This is a genomic window from Sorangium sp. So ce1153, from assembly GCF_051521595.1.
Lineage (GTDB): Bacteria > Myxococcota_A > Polyangia > Polyangiales > Polyangiaceae > Sorangium.
Map to the genome: position 1 here is coordinate 3336229 of NZ_CP150361.1, position 18768 is coordinate 3354996.

General features: G+C 70.8%; 15 protein-coding genes. 10 read left to right on the forward strand and 5 right to left on the reverse strand.

What is annotated here, in order from left to right; genetic code table 11:
• Positions 1–2 precede the first annotated feature (2 nt).
• Positions 3–794, reverse strand: a complete 792-nt coding sequence (locus tag WME85_RS11890; protein ID WP_437837750.1) for an OmpA family protein — start codon at positions 792–794, stop codon at positions 3–5.
• A 284-nt stretch (positions 795–1078) separates the two neighbouring features.
• Between WME85_RS11890 and WME85_RS11895 the strand changes: the two genes are divergently transcribed.
• Positions 1079–2491, forward strand: coding sequence for an L-serine ammonia-lyase (locus WME85_RS11895; protein WP_437837751.1), 1413 nt, complete (start codon positions 1079–1081; stop codon positions 2489–2491).
• Between the two features lie 125 nt (positions 2492–2616).
• On the opposite strand, the gene WME85_RS11900 is transcribed toward WME85_RS11895, so the two are convergent.
• The 3 genes from WME85_RS11900 to WME85_RS11910 form a co-directional block, all read right to left on the reverse strand.
• Positions 2617–3789, reverse strand: a complete 1173-nt coding sequence (locus tag WME85_RS11900; RefSeq protein WP_437837753.1) for a PAS domain-containing protein — start codon at positions 3787–3789, stop codon at positions 2617–2619.
• Between the two features lie 136 nt (positions 3790–3925).
• The gene (locus WME85_RS11905; protein ID WP_437837755.1) at positions 3926–4771 is read right to left on the reverse strand and encodes a GFA family protein; all 846 of its coding nucleotides are present in this window, start codon (positions 4769–4771) and stop codon (positions 3926–3928) included.
• 135 nt (positions 4772–4906) lie between these two features.
• Positions 4907–5917: a hypothetical protein gene (locus WME85_RS11910; RefSeq protein ID WP_437837757.1), complete on the reverse strand. Its 1011-nt coding sequence runs from the start codon at positions 5915–5917 to the stop codon at positions 4907–4909.
• 640 nt (positions 5918–6557) lie between these two features.
• Here WME85_RS11910 and WME85_RS11915 point away from each other — a divergent pair.
• From WME85_RS11915 to WME85_RS11925, 3 genes are all read left to right on the forward strand, one after another.
• Entirely contained in the window at positions 6558–6827 is a 270-nt protein-coding gene (locus tag WME85_RS11915; RefSeq protein ID WP_437837759.1) for a MoaD/ThiS family protein, read from the forward strand.
• A gap of 9 nt (positions 6828–6836) precedes the next feature.
• Positions 6837–7943 carry a WD40/YVTN/BNR-like repeat-containing protein gene (locus WME85_RS11920; RefSeq protein ID WP_437837761.1) on the forward strand — a complete coding sequence of 369 codons (1107 nt, stop codon included), beginning with the start codon at positions 6837–6839 and terminating at the stop codon, positions 7941–7943.
• A gap of 567 nt (positions 7944–8510) precedes the next feature.
• Entirely contained in the window at positions 8511–9425 is a 915-nt protein-coding gene (locus tag WME85_RS11925; protein ID WP_437837763.1) for an alpha/beta fold hydrolase, read from the forward strand.
• A gap of 83 nt (positions 9426–9508) precedes the next feature.
• Here the strand turns inward: WME85_RS11925 and WME85_RS11930 are convergent, their stop codons facing one another.
• Positions 9509–10198, reverse strand: a complete 690-nt coding sequence (locus WME85_RS11930) for an SGNH/GDSL hydrolase family protein (protein ID WP_437309243.1) — start codon at positions 10196–10198, stop codon at positions 9509–9511.
• Between the two features lie 434 nt (positions 10199–10632).
• Here WME85_RS11930 and WME85_RS11935 point away from each other — a divergent pair, with 434 nt between their 5' ends.
• The 6 genes from WME85_RS11935 to WME85_RS11960 all read left to right on the forward strand — a co-directional run bounded on the left by WME85_RS11935 (position 10633) and on the right by WME85_RS11960 (position 18768).
• Positions 10633–10833, forward strand: coding sequence for a hypothetical protein (locus tag WME85_RS11935; RefSeq protein WP_437837765.1), 201 nt, complete (start codon positions 10633–10635; stop codon positions 10831–10833).
• Between the two features lie 211 nt (positions 10834–11044).
• The gene (locus WME85_RS11940) at positions 11045–11968 is read left to right on the forward strand and encodes a Rieske 2Fe-2S domain-containing protein (RefSeq protein ID WP_437837767.1); all 924 of its coding nucleotides are present in this window, start codon (positions 11045–11047) and stop codon (positions 11966–11968) included.
• 786 nt (positions 11969–12754) lie between these two features.
• The gene (locus WME85_RS11945; RefSeq protein WP_437309246.1) at positions 12755–13063 is read left to right on the forward strand and encodes a hypothetical protein; all 309 of its coding nucleotides are present in this window, start codon (positions 12755–12757) and stop codon (positions 13061–13063) included.
• 189 nt (positions 13064–13252) lie between these two features.
• On the forward strand, positions 13253–15079 hold the full coding sequence (locus tag WME85_RS11950; protein WP_437837770.1) for a RiPP maturation radical SAM C-methyltransferase: 1827 nt from the start codon (positions 13253–13255) through the stop codon (positions 15077–15079).
• A gap of 7 nt (positions 15080–15086) precedes the next feature.
• Positions 15087–16631 carry a radical SAM protein gene (locus tag WME85_RS11955; protein ID WP_437837772.1) on the forward strand — a complete coding sequence of 515 codons (1545 nt, stop codon included), beginning with the start codon at positions 15087–15089 and terminating at the stop codon, positions 16629–16631.
• On the forward strand, positions 16609–18768 hold the full coding sequence (locus tag WME85_RS11960) for a S8 family serine peptidase (protein ID WP_437837773.1): 2160 nt from the start codon (positions 16609–16611) through the stop codon (positions 18766–18768). The genes WME85_RS11955 and WME85_RS11960 overlap by 23 nt, the downstream gene beginning before the upstream one ends.

An 18768-nucleotide genomic window follows, 5' to 3' on the forward strand; every position in this document is an offset into this window, starting at 1 on the left:
CCTCAGAGCGCCTTCCAGGACGCGTTGCCCGAGAGCCGCGGCGGCTCGACCGAGAGGATGTAGTCGACGCGGCGGTTCTTCGGCTCGTCCACCTGGTCCGCTGTCTTCACGAGCGGCGCCGACTCGCCGAGCCCCTCGTAGGCGACGGGGAGCTTCAGGCCGCGGCCCTTGAACCAGGCGGCGATCGCGCGGGCGCGCCGGCGCGAGAGGGTGAGGTTGTGCTCCTCGCTGCCGACGGTGTCCGTGTGGCCGACGATGAACAGCGTGATCTTGCCGAGCTCCGAGGTCTTCGCGACGACCTCAGAGATGCGCTGGAGGCTCGCCTCCAGCTTGGGCACCTCGGGCGCCCGGATGACGTCGGAGTTGGTCTCGAACTGCACCTCTTCGTGGGGGATGCTCACGTTCCACGGGATGATCGCGATCCCTGCCCAGTAGCCCTGGGTGTCGTGGCCGTAGACCTCGATGCGCGCGACCGTCTCGTCGCTCGAGGGCGTCCACGTCACGACCAGCGGCGTGCCGGCGGCGGCCCCGTTGAACGGCTTCTCGTCCTCGGCCAGGACGGCGCCCGACTGGCCGAGGACCTTGACGCGCACCTTGCTGGCGGCGCGCGACAGCTTGACCTCGATCTGGCGGCCCTTGAGGTCCACCTTGGACCTGTCGATGGTCACCTCGAGCGCCGGCGGCCTGGCCTGGGCGCCTTGCGCGGGGCCGTCGCCTCGCGCGGGGCCGTCGCCTCGCGCGGCGGTGGGGACGAGCAGGGAGGCGGCGAGGAGCAGGGCCGGGGCGTGGCGCATGGGGGTCACCATCTCCGAGGGTGAGGGAAGTGAGGGAAGACGGGACGAGCATACCACCAGATCGCCTGGGCCACACGGTCGCGGGTGTGACGGGCGGGGGCGGTGCTCGCGCGACTCGGCGTTTCCGGCGACAGCGCGGTTTTGCATGAGGGCCAGTCGCTGTGTGCTGTCGTGCTGCGGCGTCACGCAGGACGCCGCGGTGGTGGCGGCCGCCGGCGCGATCTCGTAGTGTCCACGGGCGCAGGGAGGCCATCTGACGAGAGCTCCACGGCGCCCCAGGGCACATGGCAGTCACCATTTTCGACCTCTTCAAGATCGGCATCGGGCCGAGCAGCTCGCACACGGTCGGCCCGATGCGCGCGGCGCGCATGTTCGCGGTGGATCTCGACGAGTCGGGGCTGCTCGACCGCACGGCGTCGGTCAACGTGGAGCTGTTCGGCTCGCTCGGCGCGACCGGCCGCGGTCACGGCAGCGACAAGGCGGTGATCCTCGGGCTCATGGGCGAGACGCCGGACGGCGTCGATGTGGAGCGTGCGGGCGAGATCGTCCAAGGCGTGCGCCGGAGCGGCCGCCTGTCCCTGCTCGCGCGGCACGAGATCGGCTTCGAGGTGAAAGGGCATCTCGCCTTCCTGCACCGGAGTCTGCCGTTTCATCCGAACGGCATGCGCTTCACGGCGCTCGACGAGGGCGGCGAGCCGCTGCGCGTGCGCGTGTATTACTCGGTGGGCGGCGGCTTCGTGGTGAACGAGGCCGCGGCGAAGGGCGAGAGTCCGATCGAGGAGGACAGGACGCCGCTGCCGTATCCGTTCCACAGCGCCGCGGAGCTGCTCGCGGCGTGCGCGGCGCACGGGCTGTCGATCAGCCAGGTCATGCTGGAGAACGAGAAGGTCTTTCGCCCGGAGGCGGAGACCCGCGCGGGCCTGCTCCGGATCTGGGGGGTGATGCAGGAGTGCGTGCGGCGCGGCTTCCGGACCGAGGGCGTGTTGCCTGGCGGCCTCAAGGTGACGCGCCGCGCGCCCGCGCTGCACCGCAAGCTGCTCGATAACCCCGAGGCGGGCCTGCGCGATCCGCTCACGGCGATGGACTGGGTGAGCCTCTACGCGCTCGCGGTGAGCGAGGAGAACGCCGCCGGGGGCCGCGTCGTGACGGCGCCGACGAACGGCGCGGCGGGCATCATCCCGGCGGTCCTGCACTATTACCGTCGCTTCGTGCCCACATCGACGGACGAGGGCGTCGTGCGGTTCCTGCTGACGGCGGGCGCGATCGGGATTCTCTACAAGGAGAACGCGTCGATCAGCGGCGCCGAGGTGGGGTGTCAGGGCGAGGTGGGCTCCGCGTGCTCGATGGCCGCGGGCGCGCTGGCCGAGGGGCTGGGCGGCACGCCGGCGCAGGCGGAGAACGCGGCCGAGATCGCGATGGAGCACAACCTCGGTCTGACGTGCGATCCGGTGGGGGGCCTCGTCCAAGTGCCGTGCATCGAGCGCAACGCGATGGCGGCGATCAAGGCGATCAGCGCCGCGCGCATGGCGCTGCACGGCGACGGCGCGCACTTCGTGAGCCTCGACAAGGTGATCAAGACGATGCGCGACACCGGGGCGGACATGGAGTCGAAGTACAAGGAGACGGCGCGCGGCGGCCTCGCGGTGAACGTGGTCGAGGTTCCCCTGGAGGTCGGGGTCCACCTGCCGGAGTGCTAGAGCGCCGAACAGCTTGAAACGCCCGGGAATGAAGAGATTTGAACCACAGAGGGCACAGAGGGCACAGAGGAACAACAAAAAAACTCTGTGCCCTCTGTGCCTCTGTGGTTCATTTTCTCGGGGTTTCAGCCCGTTCGGTGTCCTAGCGGCTGTCCCTGCGCGCGGGTCATGGCCCGGATCGCGTGGTTGAGCGCGGCGCGGAGGTTGCGTTGCGTGTTGAGCTGCGAGAGATCGAGCCCGAGCGCGACCATGGTCTGGGCGACGTTCGGCTTGATGCCGGCGACGATGCCGTCGGCGCCGAGCAGCCGGATCGCGGTGACGAGCTCGATGAGGTGGCTGGCGACCCTGGTGTCGACGACCTCGACGCCGGTGAGATCGAGGATGGCGTAGCTCGCTTGTTTCTCGACGATCTTCGAGAGCAGGCTCTCCATGACGTCGGCGGTGCGCACGCTGTCGACCGTCCCCACCATGGGGAGCGTGAGGACGCCGTCCCAGACCTCGATGATCGGCGTGGAGAGGTCCCGGATGACCTTCTGTTGCGCCTCGATCTGCTGCAGCTGCGTGCGCAGCTCCTGCTCGGCGAGCTTGGTCTCGGTGACGTCGACTCCGAAGCAGAGCACGCCCGCCACGGGCTCACCGCGAGCATCGCGGAGCGGAATGACCGAGATATCCCAGAAGGTACCGAAGAATTCGTTGCGAATGCGGCGCGGATTCCCGTCGAACCACGCGTGAAGGTCCATGCCTGCCGCGCGCGCCGGCTCTGCGAAGATGTCGAACCAGTTCGCCCCGACGAAGTGCCCGGGCTTCAGTCCGACCTTCGCGAGCCCCTTCCCCTCGTGATAGAAGCAGGTGGCGTCGGGGTCGAGCCCCCAGAGCACGGCGCCGTCCAGGTGCTCGGCGATGCCGTCCATCATGCGCGCCTTGGACCGGAGCGTCCTGAGCTCCTCCTCCGTCACCTCGGGCGCGGCCCGGAGCGTACCGAAGACGGCGCCGCCGTCCGACGACCGCCTCGCGCTGCACGAGAGCGGCCGGTGCGCCCCGCTGCCGTCGCGCAGGCGGACGCGGAAGGAGGCGGGCTCACCCGAGGCGAGGAGCTTCGACCAGGCCTCGGCGACGGCCGCGCGGTCGTCCGGATGCGCGAGCTCAGCGAGCTTTTCGCCATGATCGACCGCCGGGCCGAGCGCCTCCCGCAGCGCGTCGCTCGCGTGGAGCAGCGCCCCTCCGGCCGACGCGATGAAGAGCAGGTCTGGACAGCCGGCGAAGAACTCCACGAGCAACGCGTTCGAGTCAGGGGGCATCAGGCGCGTAATCTCCTCGAGTCGAGAGCAGAGAGCAGCAGTGTACGGTGCGCGGAGCGCGTCCGGGAAGCGTGTTCGAGGGGTGGGACGATGAGGTACGGGAGCGGCTCGTGACGTACTGCGCCCCTGCTCTGCCTCAGGCCTGGGGCGGGGCCTCGGCGAACCGCGGCAGGTCGCCCGTGATCGGGAACCAGCTCGCCCTGGAGGCGGTGAAGATGTGGGCTCCAGGGCGGACGCCGGGATCGGTGTCGAGCGTCCCCGCGGGCACCACGGCGAAGCCGCGCTCGGGCGACAGGCGCGGCGCCGCGCCGCCGCAGCGCGTGCAGAACGCCACGGCGAAGAACCGCGCCTCAGGCACCTTGTAGTCCGCGACCTGCGCGTCGCCGCGGACCCAGCGGAACCTGTCGAGGGCGACGAAGACGTTGGACGCGTGCGCGGCGCTGCGCCCGCGGCGGCAGCGCGAGCAGTGGCAGTTCATCATGCGAATGGGCGCGCCGCCGTACTCGAAGGCGACGTCGCCGCACAGGCAGCTCCCCTGGGTGACGCCCTCTCTGGGCTCGACCGCGGGGCGCGAGACCACCGGCGCCTGGATCTCGGGCGGCCATTCCTCGAACTGCGGCAGCGAATCCGTGATCGTGTACCAGGGCGCCCTGGAGCCCACGAACTGGTGGAACTGTGGCTCGATGCCGAGATCGCCCTCGAGGTTGCCGGCATGGAGCAGGGCGAGCTGCCGCTCGGGGGCGAGCAGCGGAGTGGCCGAGCCGCACGTGGCGCAGAAGGAACGATGGCGGCTCGCGCACGAGGCGCGGATGGCCTGCTCGCCGGCGAGCCAGCGAAAGCCCGAGAGCGGCGCGATCACGGCCGTGGCGAACGCCGAGCCGTGGAACTTACGGCACAGCGAGCAGTGACAGTTCAACATGGTCTGGAACGGACCGTCGATCTCGTAGTGGACCGTTCCGCATAGACACGCGCCCGTGGTCATGGTCGTACCTCCCGTCGTCGCTCACGGCTCGGAGCCTGGACACCACGCGTCTAGCCCAGAACGCGCAGCGCCACCAGGTCTCGCCGGGCGCGCCGCCGCCGCGCCGGGCGGAGCCTGGCAGCACGTCCGCCCTGCTCACCGGCGCTCGCGACGCCGCCCCACGCGGCCCGCGAGGGCGAGGGCGAGCCCGATGGCGGACAGCGCCCAGCCGGACGACGCGCCGCCACCCGCGCTCACCGAGCAGGTCTCGCGCGCTTCCCCTGTCTCCGTCGCCGACTCCTTCCGCGCGGCGGACCAGACATCCTCGAAGCCCTCGGGCGGAGAAGAGCACTTCCCGATCTGGGGGCCGAAGACCTCCATGTCGGTCGGGAAGACGCCTGTCGCCCCCGCGTCCCCGTGCGGAACGCAGGTGCGCTCCTTCTCGATCGTCGCGCCGTCGATGAGGCTCTTGTACGTGACCTGGTAACAGTACTCGGGAGCCGCGTCCATGTACGTGTGTTTCACGAACTCGCCCCCGCCCCAGGCCGCCTGCTTGTCGAGCTCCGCCCCGTCGGCGCTGAGGAAGGTCACTGTCTGCACGTACTGACCCGCCCCTTCAAGCGCCGCCTCGCTGTTGCGGAGCCTGAAGACGACATACCGCTCCACTTCCTTTCCCACGCAGAGCTGCTCCGGACCGCAGACGCTCGGGGTGATTTCGCAGCAGCTCGCCGTGTCGTACCAGCTCTCCTCCAGGTTGACGCTCGCGGCCATGGCGTGAGCGCCCACCGCCAGGTCGACGTCGGCGCTCGCCGTGACTTTCGCTTCTCTGGTGTCGGAAGGATCCTGCCCCTCGAGGGTGACGCTGTACGTGTGACCATCGGCGAGCGGGGCGGCTGGGCGGAAGACCAGCGAGCTCTCCGGCCCGGCGGCCGGCAGATCGGCGACCAGCTCCTGCGTGCCGGCGACGACCTCGCCCGTTCCGTTGTCCTTCACGACGAGCACAGGCGTGCCCTCCGGACAGTCCACGTCGCAGCGGACCCCGGCGACGACGACCCCGTCGAGCGGCACGGTCCGCGGGACGGCCGCCAGGTAGTCGCCCCGCACCGGAATGTTCGGGGTACATGCATCGCTGGGGCTGGACGTGCCCATGGCGGCCAGAGCACCCATGAGAGCGAGAGTCAACGCGACCGAGCGGCGATGGTGCATGATGAATTCTCCTGAAGAGGCCCTGAGCGGGTGAGCCCTGCGCCCCGATGGTGTGATGCGCCCAAAACTGTCAGGGAGATCTGGTTCGACGCTCTCGATCTGCTGCTGACGCGAGAGCGGCCCTGGCGTTGAACGTACCGAGCCCCTCTGCCGCCGAGGTGGCGGACGCTTCGTCGTCCCACGGCGAAGGCAACGGTCGGGCCACGTCGCCGCGGCGCCTGCGTGAGGCCTGAGGCCGCGGCGCGCCCGTCGTCGTTCGTTGACCGGTTCCCGATGGCTGGCTGGAGCGCGGGCGGCGTCGCGCTCGTGGCCTGGAGACGGGCACGTGGCGTGATGGCACATTGGCACACGGACACACTGGCACAAAGCTCCGGGGGCTCGTCCGGGGCGCCGAGCCCTGGCGAGAGCAGCGGCAATGTCACGCTCGTGTGCGTAATGCGCCCTGATCGTCGCGGACCGCGACGGCGACCGCGCGACGTTGCGTTGATCCCCGTCACGAGCAGTCGGGGCCCGCCATGAGCCTTGCATCGTCGCCCGTCCAGATCGACAATGCGGCCGGAGCAGGGAGCGCGCCGCGGGCCCCGCCGCGCGAACAGGCGAGATGGCGCAGATCACGTTCACACAGAACCTGACGAGGCACGTGGAATGCCCCTCTCTCGAGGTCGCCGGGGGGACGGTGCGCGAGGCGCTCGAGCGCTACTTCGAGCTCCACCCGCGCGTGCGCGGCTACGTGCTCGATGAGCAGGGGGCGCTCCGCAAGCACGTCGTGATCTTCGTCGACGGACAGCAGCTCAAGGACCGCGCCGGCCTGAGCGAGCCGGTGAGCGACCGAACCAGCCTTTACGTCATGCAGGCGCTCTCTGGAGGGTAGAGACAACTCATGAACTCGTTGCTCGTCGCGACCCGCAAAGGCCTGTTCCGGATCGATCGGAGCAGCGCCGGCTGGGACGTCGCCCAGGTGTCGTTCCTCGGAGACGCTGTATCCATCGTCCTGCCCGACGCGCGCGACGGCGCCATCTACGCCGCGCTCGGGCTCGGCCACTTCGGCGTGAAGCTGCGGCGCTCGCGCGACCGCGGCGAGACCTGGGAGGAGCTCCAGACGCCGGCCTATCCCCAGCAGCCCGAGGGCGTGACGGACTCCCTGCCCGACGGGCAGCCGTGGCCCTGGCGCCTCCAGCAGATCTGGGCGCTCGAGGCCGCCCACCCGAGCCAGCCCGCCACGCTCTTCTGCGGCACCATCCCGGGGGGCCTGTTCCGCTCCGACGACAGCGGCGCTTCGTGGACGCTCGTGCGCTCGCTCTGGGACCACCCGAAGCGCAAGGAGTGGTTCGGCGGCGGCGCCGATCTGCCCGGCATCCACTCGGTGTGCGTCGACCCCTCGCGCCCCGGCCGCGTGACGATCGGTATCTCCAGCGGCGGCGTCTGGCAGACCGAGGACGACGGCGCCTCGTGGAGCCCGCGCGCCACCGGCATGTACGCCGAGTACATGCCGCCCGAGCGGCGGGAAGACCCCGTCATCCAGGATCCGCACCGGGTCGTCGCCTGTCCCGCGCAGCCGGACCACCTCTGGTCCCAGCACCACAACGGGGTGTTCCGCTCGACGAACGGCGGCGCCCTCTGGCACGACGTCCCGAGCGCCGCCCCCTCGAAGTTCGGCTTCGCCGTCGCCGTCCACCCGCGCGACCCCGACACCGCCTGGCTCGTCCCCGCGCAGAAGGACGAGACGCGCGTGCCCGTGGACGGCAAGGTCGTGGTGTCCCGCACCCGCGACGGCGGCAAGACGTGGGAGGTGCTCCGCAAGGGGCTCCCGCAGCGCCACGCCTACGACCTCACGCTCCGCCACGCCCTCGACATCGACGACACCGGCGATCGCCTCGCCTTCGGCTCCACGACAGGCTCGCTCTGGGTCACCGAGGATCAGGGGGACTCCTGGCAGGCGATCTCCGCCCACCTCCCGCCCATCTACTGCGTTCGTTTCATGGCCTGACCCGGCGCGCCGCCACCACGGCGGCGCCTGAAGCGCGCCCCGGCGCGGCCGTTCAGCCCCACCTCGCACAGCGCCATCGCATTTTTACGGTGAACGCCGCTCGTCGAGCGGGGCTGTTGCCACCATGTCACGGCGGGCGCCGGCGCTCCGGGCCGCGCTGCGCAGCAAGGCGCCAGCAGCCGGGCGCGCGTCGGGCCATGCACGCTTGGATGCGCGCGCGTGACGACATGCGTCGTGATGCCAGCGTGATGCCAACTCCATGCCGGGGAGCACATGCCGGGAAACAAGCAAGTTCCTATGTCGGAGATTTGAATACGTTTTTTTGTAAAGAGAGTTTACGGTCTTGCCGCCATGGCTCATCCATGAGCATTCTGCCTGGTGGCGCGCCCGCGGTGATCGTCAATTCCGACGGCCGTGCGGTTGTGTCGAGTCGCTTCCTTTTAGCAGTGGCGGTGCTGTGTCCGGGGTGCACCCTCGTGCGCGCGCGGCCTGCAGTGGAGATCAAGAGCCATGACCGACAAGAAGCAAGGAGCACCTTCGTCCAGCTCGGACCGTACCCGTCGCCAGGTGTTGAAGCAGGCAGTGGGCCTCGGCGCGGGGCTGGCCGCCGCGCACTTGCTCGGCGGAGAGGCGTCCGCCTCGCCGCGCATCCGCTCCGGGACGTTCACGACGAAGGACGGCGTGGCGCTCAATTACCTGGAGGCGGGGAGGGGCAGGCCGCTGCTCCTCCTGCCGGGGTGGTCCCAGTCGGCGGCGCTGTACAGGGCGCAGATCCTCGCCTTCTCGCGGCACTACCACGTGTTCGTGCTCGACTGGCGCGGGCACGGCGACTCGGAGAAGGTCGACCACGGCTACCGCATCGCGCGCTTCAGCAGGGATCTCTACGAGTTCATCCGCGGGATGCGGCTCAGGCACGTGACCGCCCTCGGGCACTCGATGGGGTGCGGGGTGCTCTACAGCTACTGGGACAACTACGGTGGACGCTACCTGGACCGCCTGATCCTGGTCGACGTGGGCCCCGCGATGACGGCCTGGCCCGACTGGTCCGAGGAGGAGACGGTCGAGGCGGGAGCGCTGTTCACCCCGCAATCGCTCCACGACACGGCCGCCGCGCTGCGCGGGCCCGACGGGCTCGCCACGACCCAGGGCCTCGTGGCCAGCCTCTTCAGCCCTGGCTACCCGGCGGACAAGCTCGCCGCGGTCATCGAGGAGAACCTGAAGCTCCCGCGCGAGCACGCCGCCACGCTGCTCGTGAACCAGGCCTCGCAGGACTGGAGGGACGTGATCCCGCGGATCGACGTGCCGACGCTCGTCGTCGGAGGCGAGGCGAGCATCTTCAACCCCATCTCCCAGCAGTGGGTCGCCGACCAGATCCCCGGCGCCGAGCTCATCATCTTCAGCGCTGAAGAGGGCGGCAGCCACTTCATGTGGCTGGAGAACCCCGAGAAGTTCAACGAGGATGTCCTCGGCTTCCTCGGCTGATCCACGCCGCCCCTGAGCGACCGCCGCGCGGGCGCGCGGCGGCCCTCTCCACCCGGCGCGAGCGCGAGGCGGCATGACCACCGTCACTGCGCGACGCAGTTCGCCTTCATCGTCTCCCAGACTACATCTCCGGTGGCGACGCTACCGGCAGAGGTGGGGTGGATCCCGTCTTGCGTATAGTCGTTGTGTCCGTTCCAGGTCGGACGAAGGTCCAACCAGTAGCACTTCGGCGCTGTGAGCCCGTCGCACAATTCCTTCATCTTCGGTCGGAGCGCGTCGAGGCAGGTCTTGAGCGATGCGTACTGGTTTCCGATGGGGTCTGGATAGAAGAAATAGACCACCTTTTCGACGTTGTCCTCCGCCATGGTCTCGAACAACGACTCCGCCGCCGCGAGGGCTGCGTCGCCGTCCCCTCTCAACAAGCAGTCGTTCCCGCCCCCATCCATCAGCACGTACTTGATCATGCCGTTCTCCGCGGCTTTGCGGTACTGGCTGGGGATCTGATCGTTGGCCAGCGTCGTGCCGCTGACCGAGTTGTCGATGTAGCGCTCGTTCTCGGCGAGGGAGCCGTTGGCCTTGGCCTGCTTTTCGATCTGTTGCGTGATGCCGTGAGTCGCGGCGATGAACGATTCGCCGATGACCGCGACTTGCTCTCCCCTGGTCTGGCCCGTGACGCACTCGCCCGAGCCCCCGCCTGTGCCGACCGTCTCTCCGCCGCTCGCCGCGCTGCTGGTCTCCCCGGTGCTCGCGCCACCGCTGCCCGAGGTGCCCACGGCTGATGAGCCTCCGGTACCGCCAGGTCCCGTACCGCCCGTGCCGGCCGTGACCGTGGTCCCCGCGCCGCTGGTGGTCCCGTCAGGGGTGCCTCCGCCGGTCGAGGGCGTACCACCGTCATTCGCCTCACCACAGGCCCAGATGCCGATGCTCAGGAGACCGAGAACGCTCAGCTTCGTGGCAACGTGGCAACGTATTGTTCGCATTTTTCCTCCAGTATCGGCTCGGTGCCGAGCACCTCGCCCCTCTGTCCCAGGATCGCCGTCCGTCCTCACATCACCCGATGCAGGTGACTGCCACGACTTCGTACCCGAGCCAGCTGGATCGAGGTATAGGCAGACCCGCCCATGCCTCGATGCGAGACGTCACGCTGGTGGACTGAACAATTCGGGCGAGGGTCGAATTCGGTGTTCACCACAAACCGCGGCGCCTGATGACCTGGCTCTTCTACCTGCTCGACAGGCACCCCGAGACCGAGCGCGAGCTGCGCGCGGCGATCGCGGCGCAGGTCCTCCTCGCCGTCCTGCCGAGGCGGCTCCGCGCGCGCCTCGTTCCCGGTCACCCGGCGTCGCCCCAGGCCGAGGCGACCCTCCGGCCGCGCCACGGCCTCGAGAGGGCGCTCCACCCGGCCTGATCGCATCGCCCGCATCCGCGCGCTCCGCTGGAGCGCGGCCGCCCGCTCGGGCGCGCCGGGCCGCAGGGACAAGCTTGGCAGTACCTCGGCGCGCCCGGGTCTCGTAAGATGGTGAGCTCGTGCCGCGACCGCCGGCACGACGCTGCCAGCACCCCCGGCGCCGCACGCGCGCCTGGGCGGACCCGACAGGCGCGGAGCCAAGGAGACCCACGTGAGCGCTCGAATCCCTCTTCCGCCTTTCCCGAGAGGCTGGTTTCATGTCGCCTCCTCGGAGGACCTGCCCGCGGGCGGCCCCCTCCCGCTCCGCTGCTTCGGGCAGGACCTGGTGCTGTTCCGGACGCAGGACGGTGAGGTCCGCGTCCTCGACGCCCATTGCCCTCACATGGGCGCCCACCTCGGGGTGGGGGGCCGCGTCGAGCCGCGCGGGATCCGGTGCCCGTTCCACGGATGGGTCATCTCCGGCGAGGGGGCGTGCGTGCACATCCCCTACGCGGACACGATTCCCCCGAAGGCGAGGATCCGCGCCTGGGAGACGCGCGAGCTCGACGGCCTGATCCTTGTCCACCATGCGCCGTCCGGCGAGCCCCCCGACTTCGAGATCCCGCCGCTCGCCGAGGCGCACTCGCCGGAGTGGTCCATGGCGCTGAGCAAGCGGTGGAGGATCCGGACGCACGTCCAGGAGGCGCTCGAGAACATCGTGGATCCGGCGCACTTCGTGGCCGTGCACAGCATGCCAGAGCCGCCCCGGACCGAGCTCGAGATCGAGGGCCACGTCATCCGCTCGCGGTCGGCGGTGAAGCAGAAGGGCCCGGGCGGGCGGGTCGTCGACGGCACCATCACCTGGGAAGGCCACGGCATGGGCTACGGGACGATCCGCTTCACGGGCATCGTGGAGCTCCTCTTCGTGAACACCGTCACCCCGGTCGACGAGGACCTCATCGACGTCCGCTTCGCCTTCTGGACGCGCAACGACGGGGCGCAGCGCCTCGCCCTCGCGCTCGCCGCCGAGGTGTGCCGGCAGCTCGAGGAGGACATCCCGATCTGGGAGAACAAGATCTATCGCCCTCAGCCCGTCCTGTGCGCCGGCGAGAAGGGCATCATGACGTTCCGCAAGTGGAGCAGCCAGTTCCTCTGAGCCGCTGAGCCCGGCGGCGGGGCCCGATCGACGAAGGCCGCCGTCGCGGCCTGCTGTCGCGCCGTCGCGGCGCGTCGTCCCGCGCGACGCGCGCGAGAGCCGGCCATCGGCGCGCCGACGCGTCGCCGCGGCCGTGCCCGCGCGACAGCGTTCGTCAGCAGCTGACATCAAGCTGACATCAATCCAACATCAATCCAACTTCATCTGGCATTTGCCGCGCCGCGTTCGGAGCGCGCCGCCATTGCGCGTCGGGTCGAGGGGCTCTGACGAGCCGATGAGTCGACACGCCGGCGCGCCGGCATGGATGGCAGGCCAGCCTCATGGCCCTTGCCTTGACCAGACGTGAGTCAGAAATCATTGTATGGCCGTCGAGTGCTTCCAGCGTGACCGCCTGGCGTTCAGAGCGCCGGCAGAGCGATAGAGTCCGCACCACAGAAGCAATGTACCTCAGGGGCTCAATCCGAGGAGTCCCGTCATTTGTGGCCCTTTCAGGGGAGAAATTGAACGGGGAGGCGAGGGGACAGGGGGCATCTCGAGAGTTTCCTCCCCGTCTCCCCGTCTCCCTGTGAATTTTCTGAAGAACTCGAGGGACGCCTCAGGGGCTCGATACGACGCGGCTCCCGCGGGTCGCAGGAGCGCGCGCCAGCACACGCGCCGGCGCGCCGGCGCGCAGGCACGCAGGCGCGCACGCAGGCGCCCTCGGCCGGCGAAAGAGCCCCGCAAGCTCCGACGGGCCACCATGGCGCCGCCGGGTTTCGGTCAACCATTCACGAAAGGTGAAAACAGATGGAAATCAAGCCCACACAAGCAGAGATCGACAAGCTCGCGACCAAGCTGGATGAGCTCTCGGAGGTGCTCACCGAGAACGAGCGCGGCCTCCTGCTCGCGATCATCAGCATCGCAGGTCAGACGATCGCGGCGAGGGCGAAGGCGCAGCCCGCGCAGCCGGCCGCGCCGACGAGCCTGCCCAGGCTGTCGGACGCGTTCAAGTCGGCGTTCAAGGCGGGCGCCGCGGCGAAGTACGAGTTCGAGGGCGAGGCCGCCGCCGCCAAGGAGATCTCGGTCGGCGGCGCCACCGTCACCTGGACTAACTAGCCCATGAGCTCGTCGCCCAGGAAAATCGCGAGCGAAACGGCGCCTGGGATCAGGCGGCGTCTATCGCTGCTCGACGCGGCCGGTACGGGACAGGGAGAGGCCCGGCCCGGCTCACCGGGAGTCCGGGGCGACGTGACGAGGCTGGACGCAGAGACACGGAGGTCGCGCGCGTCGTGGCGGGTCGCGCTCGTGACGATGCCGTTCGTGTCGATGACGAGACCCTCCATCCAGCTCGGGCTCCTGAAGGCAATCGGGGAGTCCCACGGGTTCCCGGTGACGACCCACCACCTGAACCTGGACTTCGCGGTCCAGGTCAGCCCGACCGTGTACGAGCACCTCTGTCGGCATCGCGGGCGCCTGGTCGGCGAATGGCTGTTCTCCCTGGCGGCCTTCGGCGACCGGGCGCCCGATCTCGAGGATCGCTTCCTCGAGGACCTCCTGCCCGCCACGGGCGCCGAGCCCGCGGGCTCGCCCGAGTCGCCCGAGCGGCTGCGGGCGCTCCGCCACGAGGCCGTGCCCCGCTACCTGGATCACCTGATCGACGCGATCGCCTGGGGGGACTTCCGGGCGGTCGGGTTCACGTCGACGTTCCAGCAGAACACGGCCTCGTTCGCCCTGGCGAGGCGCATCAAGGAGCGCCACCCGGGCGTGACGCTGATCTTCGGAGGCTCGAACTTCGAGGGCGACATGGGGGTCGAGCTCTGCCGGACCGTCGATTGCATCGATTACGCCGTGTGCGGCGAGGGCGACCTGGCCTTCCCGGAGCTGCTCATCGCGCTGCACGAGGGGCGCGATCCGGCCGGGATCCCGGGCGTCGCGTGCCGGCGGCGCGGCGAGGTGGCGAGCCCGCGGCAGCGGCCGCCGCTCGAGCAGCTCGACGAGCTGCCGGTGCCCGACTACGGCGAGTACTTCGAGCGGGCCGAGGCGCTCGGGCTCCTGCCCAGCGCGGGCCGGCGCGTCGTCGACATCCCGTTCGAGAGCGCGCGGGGCTGCTGGTGGGGCGAGAAGCACCATTGCACCTTCTGCGGGCTGAACGGCTCGACGATGGCGTTCCGCGCCAAGTCGCCCGAGCGCGTGGCGAAGGAGCTCGCCGAGCTCGCGCGCCGCCACCGCAGCTTCCAGTTCGAGGCGGTCGACAACATCGTCTCGACGTCGTACCTGAAGACGCTCTTTACCCGGCTCGCCGACGAGCGGACGGATTACCAGTTCTTCTACGAGGTGAAGTCGAACCTCACCCGGGAGCAGCTGAAGACGCTCGGCGACGCGGGGGTGCGGCGCATCCAGCCAGGGATCGAGTCCCTGAGCAGCCACGTGCTCAAGCTGATGCGCAAGGGGGTGACCGGGATCCAGAACGTGAACACCATGCGCTGGTCCCGGTACTATGGAATCGGCGTCGGCTGGAACCTCATCTGGGGTTTCCCCGGCGAGACGGCGGAGGACTACCGGGAGCAGGCCGAGCTCATCGCGCGGCTCACCCACCTGGAGCCGCCCGGGGGCGCGGGGCCGATCTGGATGGAGCGGTTCAGCCCGATCTACGCGGATCGCGCGTCGTTCCCCGCCGCCTACGTGCGGCCGGAGAAGAGCTACGCGTATGTCTATCCGCGGCACCTCGAGCTCGACAAGGTCGCTTATTTCTTCGACTACCAGCTCGAGGACACGCTGGACGCGTCCGCGTACACGGGGCTGTCGAGGGCGGTGACCGCCTGGATCGAGGCCTGGAAGCGGACGCCGCGGCCGTCGCTCACCTACTGGTCGTCGCCGGAGCTGCTCCAGATCGAGGACCTGCGCGATCCGGCGAGCTTCGGCACGTACTCGTTCGAGGAGCCGCTGGCCTCGCTGTACCTCGCGGCGAGCGAGCGCCCGCTGGCGGTCGAGAGCATCGCCGCGAAGGCCGGGATCTCCGCGCCGGCCGGCGAGGTGGAGGCCGCGCTGGCCGAGTTCTGCGCGAGGGGGCTGATGATGCGGGAGGGCAGGTCGTTCCTCGCGCTGGCCCTGCCGGCGAGCCCGGGGAGGTGAGGAGCCGATGAGTAGCCTGCACGTCGAAGAAACGCTGTCGCCGGAGGCGCTCGGGCGCGCGCGCGACGCGCTCGCGGGCCTCGCCGAGGCGCAGGGCGGGGCCGGGGGCTTTCGCGAGCTGCTGGAGCTGGCGGCGCCGGCGGAGCTGCCCGCGGACGTCGCGGTGGCCGGCCGCCCCGTCGTGCTCCGGAGCCAGGCGAGCGCCGCCCTGGCGCTGGGCTCGGAGGCGCGCGCGGCGGCGCTCTGGGCGGCCGCCGAGGGGCTCGACGAGGCCGGGCGCGCCGCGCTCGACGTCCTGCTCCGGCGCGCCCTCGACCCTGTGGAGGCGCTGGCGACATGGCCGCTCGAGGCGCTGTTCACCGCCGACGAGGCGGCGTGGCTCAGGGCGGCCAGGCCGAGCCAGGCGCCCGCGACGCCCACGCGGCTCCGCTGGGCGCCGGGGCAGGACATGGCCTATGCGGGCTACGCCTGCGCCATCGTCAAGATCACCCGCCTCTGCAACCTGCGCTGCACGTACTGCCACGATTGGCGGGCAGAGACGAACCAGATCATGACGTTTCCCGTGCAGGCCCGGCTCTTCCAGGAGCTGATCGGGTCGGGCCAGCACGGCACGATCGAGGTGGTGTGGCACGGCGGGGAGCCGACGCTGCTCGGCCAGAAGGCGTTCCTGAGGACGCTCGCGCTGGAGTGCTGGTTCCAGCGCCCCGGACAGCAGATCTTCAATCGGATCCAGACGAACGCCACCACGATCGACGACGGCTGGGTGCGGTTCTTCCTGCGGTATCGGATGCACGTCGGGGTCAGCCTCGACGGGCCGCCCGAGCTCCACGACCGCACGCGCCTGCACGTGAGCGGCCGGACGACGTTCGCGGAGGTGCGCCGCGGGCTGCGCCTGCTGCGCGAGGCCGATCTGCTCAAGCACGTCTACCTCGTGATCGGCGGCGCGACGCTCGCCGCGGGCGCGGAGCGGATCATCCGGTTCCTGCAGGAAGAGGGGCTCACCCGCGTCGGCGTGCTCCCGACCCGCCCCGGCAACGGAGCGGGGCGGCCCGGCGTGGAGTGGGTCGACCGGGCGACGTACGTGCGCTTTCTGCTGGACCTCGACCGGGCGCGCAAGGCGCGGCCCGAGCCGTGGATCCACGTGCGCGAGCTCGACAGCGCCGCGCGCGCCGCGCGGGGGGAGGTGGCGGGCCATTGCGAGCTGCTCGGCAGCTGCGTCGGCGCGTTCTTCTCGATCGAGCCCGACGGCAGCGTCGGCCATTGCGACAAGTTCGTCGGCGACCCCGATTACACGCTCGGCAACGTGGTGACCCAGAGCTTCGACGAGATGCGCGCGGGGGCGCGGGCGCAGGCGCTCGCGGCGGGCAACCGCGCGGCGCAGGCGCAGCAACAGGGGTGTCGCTACTTCAAGTACTGCCGCGGGTGGTGCCCCCACGAGCGCTATGTCGCCGAGCGCCACGACCCGGGGCACGACCCCTCGTGCTGCGGTCTCTCCGAGCTGTTTCAGGTGCTGGAGGAGGAGGCAAGTCATGCGATCGGTCCACGTCAATGAGGCTTCCAGGCAACAGCTCGCCGCGCTGCTCGATCTGAGGCCGGACGAGGTCGAGGCGCTCGTGCGGGCGCGCCCGTTCGCGGCCCTCGGCGAGCTCCGCCGCGCGCTGCCGTTCCGCGTGGCGCGCGGGGTGCGCGCGTTCGAGCTCCCGAAGCTGGACATCAACGCCGCGAGCGAGGAAGAGCTCGCGCGCAAGGCGGGGATCCCGGCGGCCGCCGCCCGGGCGGTGGTCGCGGCGCGGCCGTTCTATTTCGTCTCGGAGCTGCGCGGCATCCCGGAGCTCGACGCCGCGGCGTTCGACGCGCTCGCGGCGGTCTTCGACGTCCCCGAGCTGGCCTACCGCGACAAGCTCACGGGGCGCCGCGTCGAGCTCGCGCCGGACGCCTCCGAGGTCGTGGTGAGCTTCCGCGAGACCGAGGCCGCCGCGCGCGCGCCGGGCCCCGCGGCGCTGGGGCTGCGGGAGGGAGCGCGCCCGGGGCCGCGCGCGAGCCACCGGCTCTTCAAGGTGCCCGAGAGCGAGTCGGCGCCGCAGATCCTGGCCGATCTCAAGCGGGCGCCGGACGTGGAGAAGGTGACCCCCGCGTTCCGCGATCCGTCGGCGAACCGCCGGTACATGGATCCGGAGCTGTGCGCTGTGCAGTTCGCGGACGGCGTCCCCGAGGCGCGGCAGGCGGAGATCATCGCCGCCGCGGGGTTCGAGATCGCGGAGCGCCACCGCACTCCGGGGCTCTTCACCCTGCGCCTCCTCGACGGCGCGCGGGAGCCGGCGCGGCTCACGCGCGCGATCGAGGGCCTCAATCGACAGAGAGAGGTGAAGTTCGCCGAGCCCAACTTCATCGGCTTCGACGACCTCGAGGGCGGCGCCGCGGGCGCGTCTGGCGCGTCGAGCGCGTCGACGCGCGGCGGCGGGGCCGCGGCGGCGTGGAACCTGGCGCTCCTCCGCGCCCCCGACGCGTGGAGCTCGGGTGAGGGCTCGCCGGACGTCATCATCGCGGTCATCGACTCCGGGGTCGACACGGCGCACCCGGCGCTGAAGGACGGGATCCTGCCGCGGAGAGACGACGACGACTGGAACTTCGCGAGCGACGGGACGCCGGTCCCGGACGACGAAGTCGGGCACGGGACGTTCATCGCCGGCATCCTGGTGGGCAATGGCGCGGAGTCCGTTCACGGGGTCTGCCGCGGTTGCCGGCTGTTGCCGCTCAAGGTGCCGCTCTCGGGCGAGACGGCGAGCTATGCGCGGCGGCGCGACGCCATTCTCTATGCGCTGAGCCGCGTCCCGGCAGGCAAGCGCCTCGTGATCAGCCTGAGCTGGAAGACCAGCGGCGACGTGGGCCTCATCCGGGACGCGATCGCGACGGCCGTGGAGCGCGGCGCGGTCGTCGTCTGCTCCGCGGGCAACTGGCCCGATGGCGCCGACCAGCCGCACTACCCGTCCGATTACCCGTCGGTGATCTCGGTGGGCGCCGTGGGGCCGGACGGCGGCCGGGGCAGGTATTCGTTCTATGGCAAGGAGGTCGATTTCGGGGCGCCAGGGGGCTCGGGCTCGAACGATCCCGCCGAGAACATCACCTCGGCGGCGGTCGGCGGGGGAGCGCGATCCGATTTCGGGACCTCGTTCGCGACGCCGCACGTCGCCGGCGTCGCGGCGCTGATCCTGTCGCAGGACCTCACGCTCGCTCCCGCCGAGGTGCGCGCGATCATGGCGGCGGCCGCGGCGCCCGCGCGGGATGCCGGGCTCGGCGCCGGCCTGATCGACTGCTGCGCCGCCGTGCGCGCGGCCGCGGCGCGCGCGGGGCGCCCGCAGCCCGCGCAGCCCGTGCAGCCTGCGCAGCCCACGAGGCCCGCGCAGCCCGACGCGGGGCCGGTCGCGCCGCGCCCCGCGCCGGAGCGCGGCGAGCGCCATGGCGGTGTGCTCGCCGCCCTGAACGAGAGCGACGCCGACGAGCTGGCGGCGCGCTTCGGTATTCCACGCATGACCGCGAGGCTCCTCGTCGCGCACCGCCCCATCCGGGATGTGCAGCAGATCCGGGGGACGCTGGGCTTGCCTGACGAGATCTACGCGCAGATCGCGGCGCGCGCCGCCGCCGGCCGGGAGCCTGCCGGCGGTCTCCAGTCGTCGAGCGCGGGGGGATGA

Coding starts and splice junctions, on each gene's coding strand:
- WME85_RS11890 (WP_437837750.1), bottom strand. CDS start 794: ATGCGCCACGCCCCGGCCCTGCTCCTCGCCGCCTCCCTGCTCGTCCCC.
- WME85_RS11895 (WP_437837751.1), top strand. CDS start 1,079: ATGGCAGTCACCATTTTCGACCTCTTCAAGATCGGCATCGGGCCGAGC.
- WME85_RS11900 (WP_437837753.1), bottom strand. CDS start 3,789: ATGCCCCCTGACTCGAACGCGTTGCTCGTGGAGTTCTTCGCCGGCTGT.
- WME85_RS11905 (WP_437837755.1), bottom strand. CDS start 4,771: ATGACCACGGGCGCGTGTCTATGCGGAACGGTCCACTACGAGATCGAC.
- WME85_RS11910 (WP_437837757.1), bottom strand. CDS start 5,917: ATGGGTGCTCTGGCCGCCATGGGCACGTCCAGCCCCAGCGATGCATGT.
- WME85_RS11915 (WP_437837759.1), top strand. CDS start 6,558: ATGGCGCAGATCACGTTCACACAGAACCTGACGAGGCACGTGGAATGC.
- WME85_RS11920 (WP_437837761.1), top strand. CDS start 6,837: ATGAACTCGTTGCTCGTCGCGACCCGCAAAGGCCTGTTCCGGATCGAT.
- WME85_RS11935 (WP_437837765.1), top strand. CDS start 10,633: ATGACCTGGCTCTTCTACCTGCTCGACAGGCACCCCGAGACCGAGCGC.
- WME85_RS11945 (WP_437309246.1), top strand. CDS start 12,755: ATGGAAATCAAGCCCACACAAGCAGAGATCGACAAGCTCGCGACCAAG.
- WME85_RS11955 (WP_437837772.1), top strand. CDS start 15,087: ATGAGTAGCCTGCACGTCGAAGAAACGCTGTCGCCGGAGGCGCTCGGG.
- WME85_RS11960 (WP_437837773.1), top strand. CDS start 16,609: ATGCGATCGGTCCACGTCAATGAGGCTTCCAGGCAACAGCTCGCCGCG.